Source organism: Labrys sp. (in: a-proteobacteria) (genome assembly GCF_047605565.1).
Lineage (GTDB): Bacteria > Pseudomonadota > Alphaproteobacteria > Rhizobiales > Labraceae > Labrys > Labrys neptuniae.
This window is the reverse complement of the sequence record NZ_JASGFM010000002.1, coordinates 206,475-223,647: the sequence shown is the minus strand read 5'-3', so window position 1 is coordinate 223,647 and position 17,173 is coordinate 206,475. Positions and strand designations below refer to the sequence as shown.

General features: G+C 64.8%; 17 protein-coding genes. 13 read left to right on the top strand and 4 right to left on the bottom strand.

Translation table 11 applies throughout. The features are described 5' to 3' along the window. Nucleotides 1-268: 268 nt before the first annotated feature. Nucleotides 269-1,111: a MurR/RpiR family transcriptional regulator gene (locus QM672_RS03150; RefSeq protein WP_367626636.1), complete on the bottom strand. Its 843-nt coding sequence runs from the start codon at nucleotides 1,109-1,111 to the stop codon at nucleotides 269-271. A gap of 198 nt (nucleotides 1,112-1,309) precedes the next feature. Here QM672_RS03150 and QM672_RS03145 point away from each other — a divergent pair, with 198 nt between their 5' ends. After that, a complete protein-coding gene (locus QM672_RS03145; protein ID WP_415080581.1) occupies nucleotides 1,310-2,764 on the top strand; it encodes an MFS transporter in 1,455 nt (484 codons plus the stop codon). Between the two features lie 2 nt (nucleotides 2,765-2,766). Beyond that, nucleotides 2,767-3,444 carry an aspartate/glutamate racemase family protein gene (locus tag QM672_RS03140; RefSeq protein WP_367626620.1) on the top strand — a complete coding sequence of 226 codons (678 nt, stop codon included), beginning with the start codon at nucleotides 2,767-2,769 and terminating at the stop codon, nucleotides 3,442-3,444. A 51-nt stretch (nucleotides 3,445-3,495) separates the two neighbouring features. On the opposite strand, the gene mutY is transcribed toward QM672_RS03140, so the two are convergent. Continuing rightward, nucleotides 3,496-4,575, bottom strand: a complete 1,080-nt coding sequence (gene mutY, locus QM672_RS03135; protein ID WP_367626621.1) for an A/G-specific adenine glycosylase — start codon at nucleotides 4,573-4,575, stop codon at nucleotides 3,496-3,498. A gap of 69 nt (nucleotides 4,576-4,644) precedes the next feature. Here mutY and QM672_RS03130 point away from each other — a divergent pair, with 69 nt between their 5' ends. From QM672_RS03130 to QM672_RS03080, 11 genes are all read left to right on the top strand, one after another. Next, the gene (locus tag QM672_RS03130; RefSeq protein ID WP_415080580.1) at nucleotides 4,645-5,184 is read left to right on the top strand and encodes a DUF721 domain-containing protein; all 540 of its coding nucleotides are present in this window, start codon (nucleotides 4,645-4,647) and stop codon (nucleotides 5,182-5,184) included. Nucleotides 5,185-5,280: 96 nt separating this feature from the next. Next, nucleotides 5,281-5,943: a DsbA family protein gene (locus QM672_RS03125; RefSeq protein ID WP_311942118.1), complete on the top strand. Its 663-nt coding sequence runs from the start codon at nucleotides 5,281-5,283 to the stop codon at nucleotides 5,941-5,943. 36 nt (nucleotides 5,944-5,979) lie between these two features. Beyond that, nucleotides 5,980-9,438: a chromosome segregation SMC family protein gene (locus QM672_RS03120; RefSeq protein WP_415080579.1), complete on the top strand. Its 3,459-nt coding sequence runs from the start codon at nucleotides 5,980-5,982 to the stop codon at nucleotides 9,436-9,438. A 158-nt stretch (nucleotides 9,439-9,596) separates the two neighbouring features. Further along, complete coding sequence (locus QM672_RS03115) at nucleotides 9,597-9,911, top strand: ArsR/SmtB family transcription factor (protein ID WP_415080578.1); 315 nt, start codon at nucleotides 9,597-9,599, stop codon at nucleotides 9,909-9,911. Further along, nucleotides 9,908-10,333 (top strand): SRPBCC family protein, encoded by a 426-nt coding sequence (locus QM672_RS03110; protein ID WP_415080577.1) that lies wholly within the window; start codon nucleotides 9,908-9,910, stop codon nucleotides 10,331-10,333. Before QM672_RS03115 ends, QM672_RS03110 begins: the two co-directional genes overlap by 4 nt. Before the next feature lie 10 nt (nucleotides 10,334-10,343). Continuing rightward, nucleotides 10,344-10,940, top strand: a complete 597-nt coding sequence (locus tag QM672_RS03105; protein WP_311942106.1) for an ATP-dependent Clp protease proteolytic subunit — start codon at nucleotides 10,344-10,346, stop codon at nucleotides 10,938-10,940. 292 nt (nucleotides 10,941-11,232) lie between these two features. Next, a complete protein-coding gene (locus tag QM672_RS03100; protein ID WP_311942103.1) occupies nucleotides 11,233-11,601 on the top strand; it encodes an AtpZ/AtpI family protein in 369 nt (122 codons plus the stop codon). 43 nt (nucleotides 11,602-11,644) lie between these two features. Next, nucleotides 11,645-12,379, top strand: coding sequence for a F0F1 ATP synthase subunit A (locus QM672_RS03095; RefSeq protein WP_376717746.1), 735 nt, complete (start codon nucleotides 11,645-11,647; stop codon nucleotides 12,377-12,379). 43 nt (nucleotides 12,380-12,422) lie between these two features. After that, nucleotides 12,423-12,650 carry a F0F1 ATP synthase subunit C gene (locus QM672_RS03090; protein WP_068291855.1) on the top strand — a complete coding sequence of 76 codons (228 nt, stop codon included), beginning with the start codon at nucleotides 12,423-12,425 and terminating at the stop codon, nucleotides 12,648-12,650. A 159-nt stretch (nucleotides 12,651-12,809) separates the two neighbouring features. Further along, a complete protein-coding gene (locus QM672_RS03085; protein ID WP_068291852.1) occupies nucleotides 12,810-13,355 on the top strand; it encodes a F0F1 ATP synthase subunit B in 546 nt (181 codons plus the stop codon). Nucleotides 13,356-13,386: 31 nt separating this feature from the next. Further along, entirely contained in the window at nucleotides 13,387-13,887 is a 501-nt protein-coding gene (locus QM672_RS03080; RefSeq protein ID WP_367626637.1) for an ATP F0F1 synthase subunit B, read from the top strand. A gap of 233 nt (nucleotides 13,888-14,120) precedes the next feature. Here QM672_RS03080 and QM672_RS03075 read toward each other — a convergent pair whose 3' ends face one another. Both QM672_RS03075 and QM672_RS03070 read right to left on the bottom strand, forming a co-directional pair. Next, a complete protein-coding gene (locus QM672_RS03075) occupies nucleotides 14,121-16,094 on the bottom strand; it encodes a vWA domain-containing protein (RefSeq protein ID WP_415080576.1) in 1,974 nt (657 codons plus the stop codon). Further along, nucleotides 16,084-16,821 carry an RNA polymerase sigma factor gene (locus QM672_RS03070; RefSeq protein WP_311942089.1) on the bottom strand — a complete coding sequence of 246 codons (738 nt, stop codon included), beginning with the start codon at nucleotides 16,819-16,821 and terminating at the stop codon, nucleotides 16,084-16,086. Before QM672_RS03070 ends, QM672_RS03075 begins: the two co-directional genes overlap by 11 nt. Between the last annotated feature and the right edge of the window lie 352 nt (nucleotides 16,822-17,173).

Genomic DNA, 17,173 nt, shown 5'->3' with positions numbered 1-17,173 from the left:
TAGGATGGTATAAAGGCAATAGCCATTCGCGGGAGAGGAGACCTTCTCGGCAACAGGTTCCAATATCGCCCCTAGAACCCCTGCAATTGACCTACGGATCTTTGAGTTGGCGCGAGCTTTGTCATTGCCGGGCTTGACCCGGTAATCCGGCGTCTTGGCCGCTTGCGCACATGGCTTCCGGATAGCCGGGTCAAGCCCGGCTGTGACAAATCGGAGCGTCTTTCCCAAGGCAACTGCACTGCTCTGGGCACCGGTCCTCCTGACACAGCTAGAGTTCCTCGAGCGCATCCCCGAAGGTTTCGATGTCGCGCAGGCGCCTGCGCCCGGCGGCACCGGCTTTCTCGATGGCGCGGGTGGTGATGAGATGGCACAGCGCCATCACCGACGTGTGGTTGAACAAGGGGCCGGGCGCCAGGGTCTGGCAATGAAAATGCCATTGTGCCGAGGAGCGCAGAGGCGCGCCCTCATCGGTGATGTAGAGCAGTTTGGCGCCCCTCCTCTCGATGGCGGCCAGGATATCGTCCAGCTTGGCAATGCGGCGGCGCAAGGCGAAAACCACCACCACGTCGTCCGCTGCAATGCTCGCCAGATATTCGCCGAGTGTATGGCCCGGGCCGGGGATGGCGACGATATTGTCGATGACCTGCAGCATCTGCCATTGCAGATAGGCGGCAAAGGGCTGGCTGGAGCGAAAACCCACGACCCAGGTCCTGCGCGCGCCGAGCATGGCATCCACCACCGCATCGATCTGGGCTTCGCGGATCGACAGAAAGGTCTGCTCCAGATTGGCGATGGCCTGGCCGACATGGCTGGAAAGCGACTGGCCGGCAACAGCATCAGCCGCACTGGAAAGAAACAGCCGCGATCCGGTCTGCCTCTCCTGGCGGACGTGGCGACGCGATTCCTCGTAGGTCTCATAGCCCAGGCGGCGCACGAACCGCGTCACGGTGGCATTGGAGACATGGGCCAAGGTCGCCAGTTCCGATGCCGAGTAGCTCGCCAGTTCACCGGGAAAATCACATACGAATTCCCCAAGCCGCCGTTCGGCCGGCGGAAGCTCGTCGAGGACGTCCCGCACGCGGGTCAGGAATGATCTCTCGGTAGACTGCATGGCCAAGACAGCTGAAATCTCATTTTCAGGGCGCTCTGAGCAGTAAGAGATTTTGACCGCTTGTACAATCACATCGCCCAAAATCCTTACAAATCGGCGCCCTGAACAAGAAACAAAAATACCAATTGCAAAAATATTTTCTTTGAGTTTAACTATGAAAAAATAATTTCAAAACGTCATCCAGAGGATTAAATCGCCATGGCAGGGGAACAGATGATCCCATCCGGCGCATCGTCGCCGGTACAAAAGCAGATGGAACAGGCGTTGGGGACGATCGGCGTCACCACGGCCCACAAGCAGATTCTCGCACTCATCCTGATCGGATGTCTGTTCGACGCCTTCGAGCAGAACACCATCGGGCTGATCGCGCCGATGCTGAAGGCGCAATGGGGCCTCACCGGCGCCGACATCGGTTTCCTGAACACCATTACCTTCGCGAGTGCGGCTGCGGGTCGCCTCCTCTCCGGCATCCTCGGCGATCGCTACGGCCGCCGCGTCATGCTGACCATCAATCTGCTGTTGTTCACGCTCGGGTCTGCGCTTTGCGCGCTTGCACCGAGCTTCGGCGTGCTCTGCATCGCGCGCGCCATCGTCGGTTTCGGAGTCGGCGGCGAGATCTCCACGGCCGTCACCATGCTTGCCGAGTTCTGCTCGCCGAAATTCCGCGGCACCGCGGCAGGCCTGGTCAATGTCGGCGCCGGCGGCTTCGGGAACTTCCTCGCCCCCGCCTTCGGGCTCGTGGTCTTCACCCTGTTCGCGCGGGACGACGCCTGGCGCTGGCTTTTCGGTGTGCTGGCGATCCCGGCCTTCCTCGTCGTGTTCTTCCGCCGCTACGTGCCGGAAACACCGCGTTTCCTGGCCTCGCAGGGCAAGATCGACGAAGCCAACAAGGTGCTCTCCATCCTGGCCTCAGGCTCGCTGCGCCCGAAGGAATTGCGGATCAAGGCCTATCTGTCGAAACCCGAAGACGGCAGCGACCAGCCTGCGAAAAGCAGCTGGCGGGAGCTGTTCCAGGCACCCTATCTCGGACGCACCATTCCCGTGGCGATCGCGATCCTGATGAGCTACGGGGCACAGCTTTCCGTGCTCACCCTCATGCCGATGATCTTCATGTCGATGGGCCACACGCTCTCCGGCAGCCTGCTCTTCAGCATGATCATCCAGAGCGGCAGCGTGCTGGGGGCGATCACCGCTTCGATGTTCGGTTATTACTTCCCGCGTAAGAGGGTCTTGAGCATCGGCTCCGTCTGTGCCTGCGCGGCAGCCCTGGCCATCGTCTGTCTGGGGAACAGTCTCTATCTGGTGCTGTTCTTCGGCGCGCTCTTCCAGTTCTTCGTGCTGCTGCTCAACACCTCGATCTGGATCTATGCGCCCGAACTCTATCCAACCCGCATTCGCGGCTTCGGCGTGGCGCTGATCCTGGCGAGCGGCTCGGCCGCAGGCTCGGTCGTGCCGACCCTGGCGGGCTTCCTCTTCGACAATCTCGGCATGCTCGGGGTCTTCGGCCTCGCTGCCTCGATGTATGCGGTCTTCGCCTTCTGCATTCAGCTCGGGCCCGAGACCTATGGCCGTTCCATGGAAGACCTGACCCAACCGGCCGAATCCGAAACCCCGACCGTCGATTTTACCAAAATCGCCAGAGAACAGGCCTGACAATGCAAGCATCGTCCCCTCATGTCCTATTGATCAATCCCAACAGCTCGGAAGCGACCACGGGGATGATGCTGGCCATTGCCCGCCGCAAAGCGGATGGGCGGCTTCGGCTGGAAGCCGCCACGGCAACCCGCAGCCCCTCGATGATCGTCAACGAAACCCAGCTTACCGCCTCGGCAAGCCAGGTCATCGAGATCGGCCGGGCGCAGGATGCGGGCTGCATCGGCATCATCGTCAGTGCCTATGGCGACCCCGGCGTCGTCCACCTCAAGGAAAACCTGCAGGTGCCGGTCATGGGCATCTGCGAGGCATCCATGATCGACGCCTCGCAGGGCGGACGCAAATTCGGCGTCGCCACCGTCACACCGGATCTGGCCGAAGCCATAGCGGCGCGTGCCGCAAGCCTGGGGCTTCAACACCTCTATACGGGCATACGCTGCACGCCGGGCGATCCGGTCAAGCTTGCCGATGATGCGGAACGCCTGCGCTGCGAGCTGGCAGCCGCGGTGAGGCAGTGCATCGAGGACGGCGCGGAAGCTGTGATCATCGGCGGCGGGCCGCTGGGCGAGGCAGCAGAATATCTGCGCACGCAATTCGACATCCCCATCATCGCGCCCATCGGCTCGGCGGTGGATCTGATGATCGCCGCGATCGAGAACGGTAACGGGCACCGGAATTGACCAACGCCCGTAGCAAGGAAGACGCGCGAACGGTATCCCGCTCGCGCGTATTTAACTCCCCCGCGCCAGTGCCACGATCTTGCGCATCACGGTGGGCAGGGCTTCGCCGTCGAGCTCATCGAGGCGAACCCAGCGGCAATCGGCGGGCGCCTTGGTGCTCAGCAGGGCATCGGCGGCATAGACGCTGACGGCGAGCTCGAAATGAGTGAAGCCATGGCTCACCTCGCCCGGGAGCTTGCGCCATTTCGCCTTCAGCGGCGCGTAGTTGACGGCAGTGCCTGAATCGAAGTCTTCGCTCCACACGCTGGAGGGAATCTCCGTCATGCCGCCGAGCAGACCCTTGTCGGGGCGCTTGCGCACCAACACCCAGCCGTCCGGCCTGACGATCCAGAACGCCGCGCCCCTGCGCAACGGACGCCTGGCCTTGGGGGCCTTGCGCGGAAATGTCTCCTGCGTGCCTTCCCGGCGTGCCCGGCAGAAGGGCAGATAGGGGCACAGGCCGCAAGCCGGGCGTTTCGGGGTGCAGATCGTCGCCCCGAGATCCATCATGCCTTGCGCGAAATCGCCGGGCCTGTCGGCCGGCGTCATGCCGTCGACGATTTCGGCGATCCGAGGCTTGGCCTGCGGCAGGGGCGTCTCCAGCGCTTCGAGCCGGGTCACCACCCGCTCAACATTGCCGTCGACCACGGCCGCGCGCCGGTCGAAGGCGATCGCGGCCACGGCCGCCGCCGTATAGGCCCCGATCCCCGGCAGCTGCCTCAGGCCCTCGACCGTGTCGGGAAAACGACCGTCCAGCCTCGCACTGACGAAACGGGCGCAGGCATGCAGGTTGCGGGCTCGCGAATAATAGCCGAGCCCGGCCCAGGCCTTGAGGATATCCTCCTCATCGCTCTCGGCCATGGCGTCGACCGTGGGCCAGCGTGTCAGAAAAGCCTGGAAATAGGGGCCGACGGTCTTCACCGTGGTCTGCTGCAGCATAATCTCGGAGAGCCAGACGCGGTAGGGATCCGGCTTCTCGCCGGGCAGCGCCCGCCAGGGCAGCCTCCTGCGATGCCTGTCATACCAGGCGAGCAGGGCATCTGCGTGCAGGCCTTCTGGGGACTTGACCTCGGGAGCGACACTATTAAGCATGGCCCCTCATTCCACAGATCGGCCATGATCAACAAGCCCAACTCTTCACAACAGGCATCTCAACAGCGGGTGTCCATCAAGCGAAGGTCGGCTCGCCCCTTCGCCGATCTCGTCGGCCCGGCCCTGGCCGACGCCCTCAAGGCACGCGGCTTCGCCACGGCCGATATCATCGGGCACTGGCCGGATATTGTCGGCGCCCGCCTTTCGGCCCATTCCTTGCCTGTGAAGATGCAGTGGCCGCCTCGCCCCAAGGGCGAAGCCTCCGATGCGGCGCCTGCTGCCGCGACCCTGATCCTGCGGGTCGAGAGCGCCTTCGCGCTGGAGGTCGAGATGTCGGCCGGCCAGATCGTCGAGCGCATCAATGCCGTCTTCGGCTGGCGCTGCGTCGGCAAGCTGCGCCTCAAGCAGGGGCCGGTGGACCATCCGGCACCGAGGCAGAGGCCCGGGATTCCCGACCTGCCCCCCGAGGCCTCGCGCCAATTGGCCGACGATCTCAGCGGCATCGAGAACCCTGGCCTGCGCGAGGCGCTGGAACGGCTGGGGCGGCAGGTTCGCGGTTCGCCCCGCCGCACCAAGCCGGCTACAGTCAAGCCGGTCACACCTACGTGAAGGTGGTCGGTCTGCCTGTTGCCATAATTGCAAGGCTCAAGTACCGCACACATAGAGTGCGCCGACGCGCGCAATGACAAAGGACATGAGTCGCCGATGAGCCCGATGCTTTCCCGCCGTACCCTGATCGCAGCCCTTGCGGCGAGTCCGGCGCTTGCGGCCCTGCCCGCCCTCGCGGCCGACGACAAGGTCAGCCTGCTCGAACTGGCCGTGCCCGGCCCCATCCCCGATATCGCGCTCGGCAAGCCGGATGCGCCGGTCAAGGTCTATGAATATGCCTCGATGACCTGCCCCCATTGCGCGCGCTTTGCCAAGGACGTGTTCCCGGCCATCAAGCAAAAATACATCGATACCGGCAAGGTGCTGTGGACGATGCGCGAATTCCCGCTCGATCCGCGTGCCACGGCCGCCTTCATGCTGGCACGCTGCATTGCCAAGGACGCACCGCCTGAGAAATATTACACCATGCTCGACGTGCTGTTCTCGCAGCAGGAGAGCTGGGCGTTCGTCAACGACGCCAAGCAGGTGCTTCCGGCCCTGTTCGGCATCGCCAAGCAGTCCGGTTTTACACAGGAACAGTTCCAGGCCTGCTTGAAAGACCAGACGCTCTATGCTGGCGTAAATGCCGTGAAGGAGCGTGGTTCTTCGGCTTTCGGTATCGATGGCACGCCGACCTTCTTCATCAACGGTATCAGGAAGGGCGGCGAGATCACGATCGACGAGTTCTCCCAGGTCGTCGATCCGTTCCTCAAATCCTGAAAGCAGTCCCGGCCCCGCCGGACTGCGGGGTGATGGATGAAACTAACCAAGCTCAGGCTTCTCGGCTTCAAGTCCTTCGTCGAACCGACGGATTTCCTGATCGAACCCGGTTTGACCGGCGTGGTCGGGCCGAACGGCTGCGGCAAGTCGAACCTGGTCGAAGCCCTGCGCTGGGTGATGGGCGAGAGCAGCCACAAGAACCTGCGTGCCGCCGAGATGGACGATGTCATCTTCGGCGGCTCGGGGAACCGGCCGCCCCGCAACATGGCCGAGGTGATGCTGACGGTCGAGAACAAGGACCGCACCGCCCCGGCTGCCTTCAACGACGCCGATATCCTGGAAATCTCCCGCCGCATCGAGCGTGATCGCGGCTCCAATTACCGCATCAACGGCCGCGAAGTGCGCGCCCGAGACGTGCAGCTCATCTTCGCCGACGCCTCCACCGGCGCGCGCTCGCCCGCCATGGTGCGCCAGGGACAGATTGCCGAACTCATCGCCGCCAAGCCGCAATCGCGCCGCCGCATCCTCGAGGAGGCGGCCGGCATCTCCGGCCTGCATACGCGCCGCCATGAGGCGGAGCTGCGATTGAAGGCGGCAGAAAGCAATCTGGAACGGCTCGAGGACGTGCTGACCCAGATCGAAACCCAGCTCGACAGCCTCAAGCGCCAGTCCCGCCAGGCTTTTCGCTATCGCGGCCTCTCCAACGAGATCCGGCAGGCCGAAGCCCTCATCTTCCACATCGCCTTCGAGGAAGCGGGGCGGCTGGTGATCGAGGCTGAGAAACGCCTCGACCTCGATACCCGCACCGTGGCCGAGCGCACGCGCGCACAGGCCGAGACCGCCCGCCTCGCCGCCATCGCCGCCCATGAGATGCCGCCTTTGCGTGAGGCCGAACATGCTGCCGGCACCGCCCTGCATCGCCTGGTGCTGGCGCGCGAGCAGCTGGACCAGGAGGAGCGGCGGGCCGGCGAGCGGCGCATCGAGCTCGACCACCGTATCCGCCAGGCCGGCGCCGACATCACGCGCGAGAAGTCGATGATATCGGATGCCGGCACCATGCTGCAGCGTCTGACGGCCGAGGAGTCCGCCCTGAGGGCCGAGCAGGATGGCAGCAAGGAACGGGCCTCCGAGGCCGCCGGCCTGTTGCGGGACGCCGAAGCCGCCTTGGCCGGCGAGGAAAGGGCGATGGGCGAGGCCCAGAGCGCCCTGGCCGAACTCCAGGCCTCGCGCGTCCAGGCCGAACGCAGCGAGCGCGAGGCCAGGGAGCGTATGGTCCGTCTGGAACGCCAGCTCGCCGAGATCCAGCGTGAGGGCGAAGCCCTTCGCACCGGCTCCAATGCCGCCGCCATCGCCGGGCAGCTCCAGCAACAGCTGGCCGAGCTGCAGGAGCGGCGCAGCCAGGCCGAGCAGGCCGCCATGGAAGCCGAGGCTGCCCATACCGAGGCGCGGGACGCCGAAGCCGCAACACGCGGGCCTCTCCAGGAAGCCGAACGCACGGCCAACCGCCTGGAAACCGAGGCACGGACCCTGGCCAAGCTGGTGCTGACGCCGGCCGGCGCGAAATACCCCCCGATCGCCGACGCCCTCCAGGTTGCCAAGGGCTATGAGATCGCGCTCGGCGCCGCACTCGGCGAGGATATCGACGCCCCCACCGATCTCGACGCACCGGCCCATTGGTCGGGTGCCGCCGTCGCCGACGGCGATCCGCCCTTGCCCGCCGGTACCGAGGCGCTGGCGAGCTTCGTCCAGGGCCCCGACGGCCTGGCGCGCCGCCTGGCCCAGATCGGCATCGTCGACAGGGCCGACGGTCCCCGCCTCAAGGCCCTGCTCGCCCCAGGGCAGAGGCTGGTGAGCCGCGAGGGCGATCTATGGCGCTGGGATGGCTTCGTGGCCGCGGCGGAAGCCCCCTCTCCCGCCGCCCGACGCCTGGCCGAGCGCAACCGTCTGGCCGAACTGGAAGAGCAGGCCCAGGAGGCCCGGGATGCCGTCGCGCCCCGCCGCCGCGAAGCCGAGATGGCGCAGGCCGCCTCGCGGCAGGCCGCCGAGCGCGAGCGCACCACGCGCGACGCATGGCGCAATCTCAGCCACGAAGCCGACCAGCTGCGTGAGCGCGCCGTCGCGGCCGAGCGTCAGGCTGCTCAACTCGCCAGCCGGCTCTCGGCTCTGGACGAGGCCGGCAGCCGCCTCGGCAGCGACCTTGCCGAAGCGCGCGAGGCCTGCGAGCAGACAAGACGGACTTTGTCGGCGCTGCCCGACGGCAGCGCCCTCAATGCCCGCTTGCAGGAATTGCGCCAGGCCGTGGCGGAAGGCCGTGCCGAGGTCGCCGAGACACGCGCCCAGGCCCAAACGCTGGCGCGCGAGGACGAATTGCGCGCAAGGCGCCTTGCCGCTATCGGCCAGGAAAGCCAGTCTTGGAAAGACCGCCAGGAGAATGGCGCGGCCCAGATCGAGACGCTGACCAGCCGCCTGACGGAGCTGGAAATCGAACGGGCGGAGTTTGACGACGCACCGGTCGTCTTCGCGGCACGGCGGCGGGGCCTGATCGCGGAGACCGAAGCCGCGGAAGAGGCACGCAAGATTGCCGCCGATCGCCTGGCCGAGGCCGAGACCCGCCTGGCCCAGACCGATCGCCAGGGCCGCGAAGCGCTGGTTGCCTTGAGCCAGGCCCGCGAGGAGCAGGTGCGCTCGGAGGAGAAGCTGGACGCCCTGCGCGCGCGCCGGTCCCAGATCGTGGCCGAGATCGAGGAAGCGCTGAACGTTGCTCCGACGGGCCTCCTGAAGCTCGCCAATCTCGCAGCCGACGCACCCATTCCCGACCGGCGTGCGGTCGAGCGCACTTTGGAGGATGCCAAGCGCGAGCGTGAGCGCCTCGGCGCGGTCAATCTCAGGGCCGAGGACGAGCAGAAGGACGTGCAGACCCAGCTCGACGGCCTCGTCAGCGAGCGGGACGATCTGGTCGAGGCGATCAAGCGCCTGCGCCAGGCGATCGCCGGCCTCAACCGCGAAGGGCGCGAGAGGCTGCTCGCCGCCTTCGACGTGGTCAACGGTCACTTCCAGCGCCTGTTCCAGACCCTGTTCGGCGGCGGCACGGCGGAACTGCAGCTCACCGAGTCGGACGATCCGTTGGAAGCCGGCCTGGAAATGCTGGCCCGCCCGCCGGGCAAGAAGCCGCAGACCCTGTCCCTGCTCTCGGGCGGCGAGCAGGCCCTCACGGCGATGGCACTGATCTTTGCGGTGTTCCTCACCAATCCGGCGCCGATCTGCGTGCTCGACGAAGTCGACGCGCCGCTCGATGACGCCAATGTGGAGCGCTTCTGCGATCTCCTCGATGCGATGATTCGCGAGACCGAGACGCGTTTCGTCACCATCACTCACAACCCGATCACCATGTCGCGCCAGAATCGCCTGTTCGGCGTCACCATGGCCGAGCGCGGCGTCAGCCAGCTCGTTTCGGTCAATCTGAGCGAAGCCGAGAAGTTTTTGGAAGCAGTGTAGTCCCTGGGATCGCAGGCATCCCTGCCTGCTTCTCGGCCCACGGCATCGCGTTTCCAAGAGCAGGCAATTCCAGAAAATAACATGATGATCCGGCGTCTGGTGATCTGCACCACGATCTTCCCTTGCCGAATCCATAAGTAAATGCTTATGTGTTTTGCATGATGCAGACGAATCTCTTCCGTGCCCTCGCTGACCCTACGCGCCGTGCCGTCTATGAACGGCTCGCCGGCGGCGAGATGAGTGTTTCACAGATCAAGGCCGGCTTCGATATTTCCCAGCCGGCAATCTCGCAGCACCTGGCCGTGCTGCGCGAGGCTGGCCTGGTGGCCGAGCGGCGCGAGGGGCGCATGGTGCATTACCGTGCTGCCCCCCAGGCCCTCGCCCCTCTGGCCGAATGGGTCGACCGCTATGCCAGCTTCTGGCCCGGGCGCATCGACAGACTCAAGGCCGTGCTGAAGGAGATGGACCAATGACGATCCTGCGCGACGCGACGACCAAGAGTATGGAAGACAAGGCGGCGCCGGACGACCTCCACTTCGAGAGCGTGCTGGAAGCCCCGCCTGCCAAGGTCTGGCGTGCTCTCACCATTCCCGACTATGTCGCCGCCTGGCTGAGGCCGGCCGAGAACGGCACCGATGCCGCCCATTCGCCACGGCGGGATTCCAGCGAGCCGGAACTGGTCGATTGCCGTCTGCTCGCCGCCGAGGCCCAGCAAATGCTGCGCTATGCCTGGAGCGAAAAGATGCAGGAGCGCATCCTCGACAGCGTCGTCACCTTCGAGCTCGCGCCGCATGGTGAGGGTTCCACGCTGCTGCGCATTACCCAGGACAGCTTCGTCCTGCGGCCCGTCGCCGCCAATCTCAACCAGCCGACCATGCTGTTAAAGGCGGCTTGAGGAACCCGTGATGAATTCTCTCGTCCCCATGGTGGTGGAGCAGTCCACCCGCGGCGAACGCGCCTTCGACATCTTCTCCCGCCTCTTGCGCGAGCGCATCATCTTCATCAACGGCCCCGTCGATGACGGCGTCTCCGCCCTGGTCTGCGCCCAGCTCCTGTTCCTGGAGGCGGAGAACTCCAGGAAGGAGATCTCGCTCTACATCAACTCCCCGGGCGGATCGGTGACTTCAGGCTTTGCCATCTATGACACCATGCAGTTCATCAAGAGCCCGGTCTCGACATTGTGCATGGGATCGGCTTTCTCCCTCGGCTCCTTCATCCTGATGGCCGGCACGGCCGGCCGCCGCTTCGCCCTGCCCAACGCCTCGATCATGGTGCACCAGCCCTCCGGCGGCTATCAGGGCCAGGCCAGCGACATGCTCATCCACGCCAACAACATCATCAAGTCGAGAGCCCGCCTCAACGGCCTGTATGCCCAGCATTGCGGCCGCACCGTCGCGGAGGTCGAGGCGGCCATGGACCGCGACAATTTCATGTCGGCGGACGAAGCCCAGGCCTGGGGCCTCGTGGATCACGTTGCGCCGGAACGCCTGGAGGTGGCATGAGGGCCTGATTCTCGTGCCGATTTCCGCCCCGCCGCCCATCTGTGGCGGCGTCGCGGCGGCTTCAAGGCGGGCTTGCGCATGCCGACATGGCCAAATGTGACGTCGCAACCATGGCTTGTCCCGTGAAGAAAAGCCGGCAGCCGATGCCATTCTCCCCATTTTTTATTTGTTCTCAAAGACTTGGCATAATTTCACCTCGCCTTGACACCGCAAGGGGGCGTGGGTATGGTCCCGCCGTTTTCAAGGGGGGCGTCCGGCTCTGTTTTGGCCGGCCAGGGAGCATGTTGCCGCAATGGCGAGCGACGAAGCGGACCAGGCCGGCAAATCCGGCAAAGACGAATCCCGCGATCGTGAATTAAACGAACGCTTGCGCCGTCTCGACGAGCGCCTCGGTTCCATCAAGGCCGGGGAAGCAGCCGAAGCGGCCAAGGTGCGCAAGCAGGAGGGCGATCCTTCTGCGATCGGCAAGGCCATGCGCCTCTCGTCCGAGTTCGTCGGTGGCATCGTCGCCGGTGGTCTGCTTGGATGGGTCGTGGACCGGTTTGCCGGTACTTCGCCGTGGGGGCTCATCATCTTTTTGATGCTGGGCTTTGCGGCAGGTGTCCGGAACTTGTTGCGTGCCTCGAATATGTTGGGCAAAACGCCCGACAAACAGGAATGAACCGGCGCCTCGCGCCACACTAGAAGACAGGGCCTCGCTGGCGATGCATAGTCCGATTACGCAGTTCGAGATCAAGCCGCTCTTCCATATCGGCAGCATCGCGTTCACCAATTCGGCTCTCTTCATGTTCCTGGCGGTGATCCTCATCGCGCTGGTGATGATCGCGACGACTTCTTCCCGCGCCACCGTGCCGGGCCGTTGGCAGTCCCTCGCCGAGACCTTCTACGAATTCGTGGCCGGCACCGTGCGTTCCTCAGCCGGGAACGAGGGCATGCGCTTCATGCCGTTGGTGTTCTCGCTGTTCATGTTCGTGCTGTTCTGCAACGTGCTCGGCCTGATTCCCGGCTTCTTCACCGTCACCAGCCACATCATCGTCACCTTTGCGCTGGCGGCTCTGGTGATATCAACGGTGATCCTCTACGGTTTCTACAAGAACGGCGCCCATTTCCTGAAGCTGTTCGTGCCCTCCGGCGTACCGGCCGTGCTGCTGCCGCTGTTGGTGGCGATCGAGATCATCTCCTTCGTCTCGCGCCCGATCAGCCTCTCCGTCCGTCTCTTCGCCAACATGCTGGCCGGCCATATCGCGCTCAAGATCTTCGCCGGTTTCATCGTCATGCTCGCCAGTGCCGGCGTGGCGACGGCGATCCTATCGCCCCTGCCCCTGCTTCTCGTGATCGCCCTGGTGGCGCTCGAAGTGCTGGTTGCCGTGCTGCAAGCCTATGTCTTCGCCACGCTGACCTGCATCTACCTCAATGACGCCCTTCACCCCGGCCATTGATCCCGTCTAAATCCAACAAAACCTACACCAACAGGAGTTCTCCATGGATCCCGTCGCAGCTAAGTATATCGGCGCTGGTCTCGCTTGCATCGGCATGGCCGGCGCTGGTATCGGCCTCGGCAACCTGTTCGGCCAGTTCCTCTCGGGCGCCCTGCGCAACCCGTCGGCTGCCGACGGCCAGCGCGGCACGCTGCTCCTCGGCTTCGCTCTGACCGAAGCTCTCGGCATCTTCTCGCTGCTCGTCGCTCTGCTGCTCCTCTTCGCAGTCTGATCCGCGCCAGCCACGCCGAACGGGACGGCTTTCGCGATCAGAAATCGCGAGGCCGTTCATCGTTTGATTGGCTGGAATGCAGCAATCCCCTGTTTGTGGCTCCATCTGTTTGTAGCTTGGCCTGCAAAGACGTGAGTGCACATCCGTTGAAGGTGTTTCATGGCTGAAAGTCACGCAGGAACCGAGGTTCCCGGCGATGCACATGGGGCCAAGGGCGCATTCCCGCCCTTCGACAGCTCGTCCTTTGCCTCACAGCTCGTGTGGCTGGTCATCGCTTTCGGGCTTCTCTACATCCTGATGTCGAAGATCGCGCTGCCGCGCATCGCCGGCATCCTCTCCGAGCGGTCGGCTAAGATCGCGGCGGACCTTGCGGCTGCGCAGAAGGCCAAGGCGGACAGTGACGAGGCCGTGGCCTCCTATCAGACCGCGCTGATCAAGGCCCGCGCCAAGGCGCAGAGCATTGCAGCCGAAACACGTGCTGCCGTGACCGCCGAAACGGATACCACCCGCAAGTCGCTCGAAGCCGATCTCTCGGCCAAGCTGGCGGCAGCGGAGGCCAAGATCCTGGCGACCAAGCAGGCTGCGCTCGGCAACGTCAACGGCATCGCCGTCGACGCCACCAACGCCATCGTCGAGCAACTGCTCGGCAAGGCGCCCGAGCCGCAGACGGTTCAGTCCGCCGTCGACGCCGCCATGGCCAAGTAAGGAGGCGGGCGTGATCGAATATTTCGCCGAGATGATCCACGAACTCTTCAACCCTGCCGGGCCGGAGTTCTACATCCTCATCGCCACGCTGATCTTCCTGGCCATCGCCTGGAAGCTCGGTGCCTTCGGGCAGATCGGCAAGGGCCTCGACGCCCGCGGCAACGCCGTGCGTGCCGAACTCGAGCAGGCCCGCTCCCTGCGCGAGGAAGCCCAGAAGCTGCTGGCCGACTATCAGAAGAAGCAGAAGGAAGCGGAAGCCGAAGCTGCTGCGATGATCGAAGCTGCCAAGGCCGAGGCCGAGCGTTTCAAGGCCGAGCAAATCGCCAAGATCGAAGACTTCGTCGCCCGCCGCACCAAGCTGGCCGATCAGAAGATCGCGCAAGCCGAGTCGTCGGCCGTTGCCGAGGTCAAGGCTGCCGCCGCGGATGCCGCCGTCAAGGCTGCCACCACGATCCTTGCCGACCAGCCCGCTGCCAGCGCCGGCAATCTGATGTCGGCTGCCCTCAACGAAGTGCGCGCCAAGCTCAACTGAGCAGGACTGGCACAACATCTTGAAAAGCCGCCCGCCGAAAGGCCGGGCGGCTTTTTCTTTTGCGGAAAGCGCGCAAAATCGGATCCCTTCTCCCCTTGCGGGAGAAGGTCCCGGTAGGGGGATGAGGGGTTTTGCTGCGCATACCGAGTATGGCGCGTCCACCCCTCATCCGGCTGCCGCCACCTTCTCCCGCAAGGGGAGAAGGTATTTTATCTTGATGGGCGGTGACCACATTACGGCTGCTGCGGCAAGCCCTTCGCCGTCTTGGCCGCCCGCACCAGATTGACGAACTCGGCGCGATAGCCATAGGGGTCGTCGCCCTTAGCACCGGCTGCGAGCGCGATGATGTCGTCGGGCTTGAGCGTGCCGGCATATTTGCCGCCACGCAGCCATTCGCCGAAACCCGCCACGGCCACGGCAAAGCGCGCATCGCTGGATGCCTGCGCCAGCGTGACGGCTTCTCCGGCATGCGTCACCGGGGTGGTGATCAACCGGCTCGTCTCGGATTTCGGCAGCTTGTAGCGGATCTTCACGAAGGCATATTCGTCGGCCTTGTCCGACGGCAGGACCGGCTGGGCTGCCTGATAACGGCTGCCGTCGACCGTGCGCGTCGCACCAGCCGGCACGACATCGTAGATCGCCGTCACGCCCGCCCCCGAGCCGACATCGCCGGCATCGACCTTGTCGTTGTTGAACTCCTCGGTCTTGAGCATGCGGGTCTCGTAGCCGATCAGGCGATAATCGCTCACCGCCGTCGGATTGAACTCGACCTGGATCTTCACATCCTTGGCGATGGGAAACAGGCTCGACGTCGCCTCCTCGACCAGCACCTTGCGGGCCTCGTTCAGCGTGTCGATATAGGCGGCAACGCCGTTCCCGTTCTGCGCCAGTTCCTGCATCATCTGGTCGTTGAGATTGCCCATGCCGAAGCCGAGCACGGACAGGAAGATACCCTTGCCGCGCTCGCGCTCGACGAAGCCGCGCAGTTCGCCGGGATCGGTGATGCCGACATTGAAATCGCCATCGGTGGCGAGCAGCACGCGGTTGACCGCCTTGGGGTCGAAATTCGCCTCGGCCTGCTGATAAGCGAGGCGAATCCCCTCCCCGCCGGCCGTCGAGCCGCCGGCCTGCAGCCTGTCGAGGGCAGCGAGGATGGAGGCCTTGTCGGACGCCTTGGTCGGCGGCAGCACCACGCCGGCCGAACCGGCATAGGTGACGATCGAGACCTTGTCCTCCGGCCGCAGCGTATCGACCAGCATGCCGAGCGACTTGACCAGCAAAGGCAGCTTGCTCGCTTCGTTCATCGAGCCGGAGGTATCGATCAGGAAGACAAGATTGGCAGCCGGCCGTTCTTGGGCCTGGAGGCTGTAGCCCTTGATGCCGATGCGCAGGAGCTTGTGCCCTGGCTGCCAGGGATTGGGCATCATCGTGGCGGCCGTCGAGAACGGCTCCTCGGCACTGGCAGGGGCGGCATAGTCATAGGGGAAATAATTGATCATCTCCTCGACGCGCACCGCTTCGGGCCGGGGCAGCAGGTTCTGGTTGAGCGCAGCCCGTACATAGGAATAGGACGCGGTGTCGACGTCCAGCGAGAAGGTCGAGACCGGATCCTGAGACACAGCCTTGAAGGCGTTCTGCGGCGCGTTGGAGAATTTGTCGCGGCCAATTTCCTGCGAGGCCCTGGGGCCGAAAGTGTCGGAAGCCTCATAGCGGTTTTCTGCCGAATAGCCACCGATCATCCCCGGCATCATCCGTGTGTCGCGCGCAGCGCTGGGACTGGGCGGCGGCGCCGCCACGGGCCTGGCCAGCACAGTCTTGTCCTGCGCCGATTCAGTCGGTGTTGCCGGTGCCTGCTGAGCCACGTTCTGGTTGTCGTCCGGCCTACGCAGTCTTTCGACCTGGACCTGGGTGATTGCCTCGATGTCGGTGCCGCCCTGACGCAGCAGTGCCTCCTGCCGCTTCAGCATATACGTGCCGATCGGCACCATCACGAGCAGAGCCGCTCCCGTCACCAACGCCATGCGCAAGCTGGGGCGTGCGCCAACCCACGCCAGGCCGAGGCCCTGCCACCACTTTGGCGCGGCGCCCTGCCTGGGCCGGCTGGCCTCGAAGGCCACCATGGCCTGCGATATCGCCTTCTCGCGCGCCGTCTCGGAGGCGATGGCATCGGGCAGTTCGATCTTGCGATCTTCGTGATCAACGCTCATCGCGGATCTCCTTGCGGCCCGTGGCCGCCGCTTCGTGTCCGGCTGCTTCAGCGAGCTGCTTGCGCACTTGGTGCATGCGCCAGGACACGGTATTTTCGGATATGCCGAGCTCGGCGGCGGCTTCGCGATGGCTGAGCCCTTCCCCCGCCACCAGCACCACAGTGGCACGCAGTTCCGGCGACAGGCCGGCCAGCGCGCTTTTCAGCCAGCTTTGCCGGACGAGATCGCCGTCATCGCTCGCCGCTCCGCCAACGGACACGAAGCTCGACAGCGCTTGCCTCATGCGTCCGAAGCTCGATTTGCGCCGGCGATGATCGTGGCAGGCATTGATGGTGATGCCGATCAGCCAGGTGGTGAAGCGCGCCTGGCCGCGATAGCTCGCCAGCTTTTCCACCAATTGCATCAGCACGGTCTGCACGATGTCCTCGGCTTCCTCGATGAAGCCCGTCTGGCGCCAGGCCACCCGATGGATCATGGCGTGGTGGCGCCGGATCAGTTTCTCGAAGGCACGGCTGTCGCCCCTGCAGGCCCGGGCGACCAGACCGGCGTCGCCGTCATCGGCGCCATCCGCCGTGCCCTCGCTCGTACGCACCGCACCCAGGCTTTCGGGTGGCTCCGATGCCAATGTCGGCAGCCAAAGCCAGGCCAGCCGCGGCGGCCACGCCTGCGGCCTTGGCGGCGAGAGGCCAAGGTTCCTTGCATCAAAGCTTGCTGCCAGGGCCGTCATGGCACTCTCCCCCGCCGCCGGCACCGGACGAGCCGGCCCCGTCAAGATGATATGATCGCATTCCAATCTCCCGGCCAGTTGTTGACCGTTCCATCAGACGCAGGACGAGGCGATTTCCTTGGCGGGTTGAGAAAAGATTTTTCTACGGCCTCCCACCCCGCCGGCTCGCGACAGGGTATTGGACCAGGGGCGCCGGGAAGGGACCGTGCGCGAACGCACGGGGGCTCTGGGCAACAGGGGCTTCTCTCACGGCTTCGATGTCAAGGCCGGGCCTTCCATAGACCCTGGCCCGTACGCCACACTGGCAGAAACAAGCCCCTTCTCGCCTTGCGGGAGAAGGTGGCGGCAGCCG

What these genes read in the sequence shown, in the direction of transcription:
- QM672_RS03150 (WP_367626636.1), bottom strand. Translation starts at nt 1,111, where the DNA reads ATGCAGTCTACCGAGAGATCATTCCTGACCCGCGTGCGGGACGTCCTC.
- QM672_RS03070 (WP_311942089.1), bottom strand. Translation starts at nt 16,821, where the DNA reads ATGACGGCCCTGGCAGCAAGCTTTGATGCAAGGAACCTTGGCCTCTCG.
- QM672_RS03095 (WP_376717746.1), top strand. Translation starts at nt 11,645, where the DNA reads ATGCATAGTCCGATTACGCAGTTCGAGATCAAGCCGCTCTTCCATATC.
- QM672_RS03100 (WP_311942103.1), top strand. Translation starts at nt 11,233, where the DNA reads ATGGCGAGCGACGAAGCGGACCAGGCCGGCAAATCCGGCAAAGACGAA.
- QM672_RS03090 (WP_068291855.1), top strand. Translation starts at nt 12,423, where the DNA reads ATGGATCCCGTCGCAGCTAAGTATATCGGCGCTGGTCTCGCTTGCATC.
- QM672_RS03110 (WP_415080577.1), top strand. Translation starts at nt 9,908, where the DNA reads ATGACGATCCTGCGCGACGCGACGACCAAGAGTATGGAAGACAAGGCG.
- mutY (WP_367626621.1), bottom strand. Translation starts at nt 4,575, where the DNA reads ATGCTTAATAGTGTCGCTCCCGAGGTCAAGTCCCCAGAAGGCCTGCAC.
- QM672_RS03080 (WP_367626637.1), top strand. Translation starts at nt 13,387, where the DNA reads ATGATCCACGAACTCTTCAACCCTGCCGGGCCGGAGTTCTACATCCTC.
- QM672_RS03145 (WP_415080581.1), top strand. Translation starts at nt 1,310, where the DNA reads ATGGCAGGGGAACAGATGATCCCATCCGGCGCATCGTCGCCGGTACAA.
- QM672_RS03105 (WP_311942106.1), top strand. Translation starts at nt 10,344, where the DNA reads ATGAATTCTCTCGTCCCCATGGTGGTGGAGCAGTCCACCCGCGGCGAA.
- QM672_RS03140 (WP_367626620.1), top strand. Translation starts at nt 2,767, where the DNA reads ATGCAAGCATCGTCCCCTCATGTCCTATTGATCAATCCCAACAGCTCG.
- QM672_RS03125 (WP_311942118.1), top strand. Translation starts at nt 5,281, where the DNA reads ATGAGCCCGATGCTTTCCCGCCGTACCCTGATCGCAGCCCTTGCGGCG.
- QM672_RS03120 (WP_415080579.1), top strand. Translation starts at nt 5,980, where the DNA reads ATGAAACTAACCAAGCTCAGGCTTCTCGGCTTCAAGTCCTTCGTCGAA.
- QM672_RS03115 (WP_415080578.1), top strand. Translation starts at nt 9,597, where the DNA reads ATGATGCAGACGAATCTCTTCCGTGCCCTCGCTGACCCTACGCGCCGT.
- QM672_RS03085 (WP_068291852.1), top strand. Translation starts at nt 12,810, where the DNA reads ATGGCTGAAAGTCACGCAGGAACCGAGGTTCCCGGCGATGCACATGGG.
- QM672_RS03075 (WP_415080576.1), bottom strand. Translation starts at nt 16,094, where the DNA reads ATGAGCGTTGATCACGAAGATCGCAAGATCGAACTGCCCGATGCCATC.